General features: G+C 42.1%; 3 protein-coding genes. All 3 read right to left on the reverse strand.

The window, feature by feature from the left end; genetic code table 11:
• Positions 1-89: 89 nt before the first annotated feature.
• Entirely contained in the window at positions 90-1883 is a 1794-nt protein-coding gene (locus DWX62_RS21765; protein WP_005827600.1) for an IS66 family transposase, read from the reverse strand.
• Between the two features lie 72 nt (positions 1884-1955).
• A complete protein-coding gene (gene tnpB, locus DWX62_RS21770; protein ID WP_005827599.1) occupies positions 1956-2291 on the reverse strand; it encodes an IS66 family insertion sequence element accessory protein TnpB in 336 nt (111 codons plus the stop codon).
• Positions 2285-2647, reverse strand: coding sequence for a hypothetical protein (locus tag DWX62_RS22190; protein WP_005827598.1), 363 nt, complete (start codon positions 2645-2647; stop codon positions 2285-2287). The genes tnpB and DWX62_RS22190 overlap by 7 nt, the downstream gene beginning before the upstream one ends.
• Positions 2648-2716 lie beyond the last annotated feature (69 nt).

Genomic DNA, 2716 nt, shown 5'->3' on the forward strand with positions numbered 1-2716 from the left:
AATGTAAGCACTCAATTTAGGGCATCCCCCTTCGAAAGGGCACTTTTCAGTGCCCTAAACCGAGTTTTGTTAATTAATTAGTCTTGAATTTAACATTGGCTGGTAGCCAAAGTGATTTTGTCAGGAACCATGTTAACATAATCCCTGCATCCGTTAAAGATATTTTTGAAAAAAGTTCCGATGAAGTTCCAGACAGAACTGCCATGAAGCTTTACCGTTCCAATCACACTATGATATGTTGCAGCCATCCCAGCACCGGCATCACTACCATAATGAAGTGAATTATTACGTTGGGTAGTCAGCTTTCGAATGGTTCGCTCTGCCAGATTGTTGTCTATAGGTAATTCACCATCATCCAAGTAGGCAAAAATCTCTTTCCAGAACCGGTTCAGATAATTGAGAGCTTCCCTATAATACTGACTTCTAAATTCTGAATCCTTTGACAGTTCACTGTCCAACTGACTGCGCAATTCTATCAGGAGTTCCTTCGTTTCCAGACTTTGCCTTTCCCGAAACCTTTCTTTTGGAGTTAATCCGGCATCATCGTATTTACGCTCCCTCATAAAGAACTCCTTTAAAATTTCGGAAAAGCGTTCTGCAGTCGGTTCACCACCCTGATTGGAAGCCTTGACAAACTTGTTTTTGGCATGAGACATACAAACTTGGTGTACAGTATCTTTAAAACGGGCTGATTTCAGATCATTGCCGATAAACACATAAGCATTGTATCCGTCGGACATGATACTCTTCAATTCTGCATCACCCAAAAAGTCTGTAAGTACCTCACGACCGCGCGAGCCATTCTCATAGAAGAAAATGGCTGTTTTCCGAGCCTTGTTGACCAGAACCCAAATATAGCACTTCTTATAGTGATCATATTTACGCACCTTACACCAGGTCTCATCGCAGTTCACTATCGAGTCTTTTTCCAAAGCTATGGACTTCAATACACAGACCAATTCATCCAGGTATTTCTTGCCTTTCTTAAGCCAGTTGCGCAATGTGTTTTTAGAAACGGTCATGCCCATATCTGTCAGCCATTGGTGAAGAAGACCGAAAGTCACATTCTTCACATAAACTTCATAGGCGATAGCCTGCAGAAATTCAGGAGTAGCTTTAGTACCCTCGAATCTGGTCACCACCTCCGGATGGCCTTCAGAAGGGAAATAACCCCACCTGGGCTTTTTACCAGGCTCTGCATAATGAACCATCTCAAAACATTCTTCCGTAAGGAAAGTACGGAAACTGAACACCCGTACCATTCTCCTTTCAATGATGCGACCGGGAACCTTTGTCAAGTCAGAAGGATGCTCTATTACTTCTCCGGATACTCCCGTCGTTTTATAACCGTCAGGACGATTGGACAAATCACGGCCTTTCCCGGAAGGCTCTTTAACCTCCGGTGATTGGACATGACCAACCGAATCCGTGCGAAGCGTATCATCGGTTCCATCATAATCATCCTTCTCCTTGTTCCGGTCTGAATCACCCGTCTTAGCTTTAGATTTGATCTTTTGACGTCGATCACCAAAACGTTCCTGATGGGCATAATCAAGTCTTTCCTGAAGTGATTTAATCTTACGTTCAGCCGATTTGCGAAGTTTATGCTCTTCTGACAACCGATTCTCAAGGTCAGCATGTTTCGATTCCATAGAGGACACCTGATCCTTCAGATCCTTCATCTGAGCCATAAAATCCTCCAAAACAAGCTTCATGGCATCACTTGTCAACCGAAGATCCTGATTCTGTTCGGCAAGGTATTGTATGTACCGCTCTTTCTGATCCTCTGCCATACCTGCACTATAATTTATAGGGCTGAGTGAGCAGGTTGCCCTACTCAACAACTCTCGTTTTGTTGTAATTATATCTTGCAGATCGATCATACTTAAACCTTTGATTTACAGCATTAAAGGTAATAAAATAATCGCAAAAACGCAAGTGGACAAATAGATTAATTATCTGATTTTTAATGTTTTAACTATAGGATTCTCAAGAATCAAAACCACGTCCTTCCAGTCAATCCGATAAACAGTATCTGCCCCGTTCCGCTCTACTTTCATGAACTGATAGCCTGCTACAAACTTCTTTTCGAACAGACTATATGAACGATTATCAAATGAAAACATACGGACTATCCTGCGATTTCGAGACATGACTATAAAGACGTCTCCATCATTGGGCTCACGGTGAAGCCGTTCACGAATGACAGACAACACACGGCTGTGTTTACAACGCATATCGGTAAAATCACGGACATAATAAAAATGATTCAGACCGGTAACACTCAACATAACCCCTCCAACTGCTCTACCATACGAACCAAATCCTGGTAGCTTAAATTCTTTTGGGACAAATGCAAGCCATTGCTGATACGAATCCCAACCCAAATACGAACCGGGTGATCATCTCTGCTTGGTGATACCGGTTGAGGTTGATCACTAGCCCTGGATTTTTCCTCATGACCAATTGCAGGAGCACCATCAACCTGGACTTCAACTACTTTTTTACGGGTATCCTTGTACCATTTCTGAAAGATGTTATAAGGAACTTTGTTCTTAACGCAAAACGATTGGAGAGATTCTCCATGAGGCAAAGCCTCGGTCTGGTATTGAAAGTAAAACCTTTCAAGATCTTCACTGCTATACATAAATTCTAAAATTTTTGTTCGCAGCGAAGATAGAGGTTGCAATCAATAGCCATTTTTTGACTGCTTACC

The sequence above is a fragment of the Bacteroides sp. AF20-13LB genome (assembly GCF_003603065.1).
GTDB lineage: Bacteria > Bacteroidota > Bacteroidia > Bacteroidales > Bacteroidaceae > Bacteroides > Bacteroides uniformis.

What these genes read in the sequence shown, in the direction of transcription:
- DWX62_RS22190 (WP_005827598.1), bottom strand. Translation starts at nt 2,647, where the DNA reads ATGTATAGCAGTGAAGATCTTGAAAGGTTTTACTTTCAATACCAGACC.
- tnpB (WP_005827599.1), bottom strand. Translation starts at nt 2,291, where the DNA reads ATGTTGAGTGTTACCGGTCTGAATCATTTTTATTATGTCCGTGATTTT.
- DWX62_RS21765 (WP_005827600.1), bottom strand. Translation starts at nt 1,883, where the DNA reads ATGATCGATCTGCAAGATATAATTACAACAAAACGAGAGTTGTTGAGT.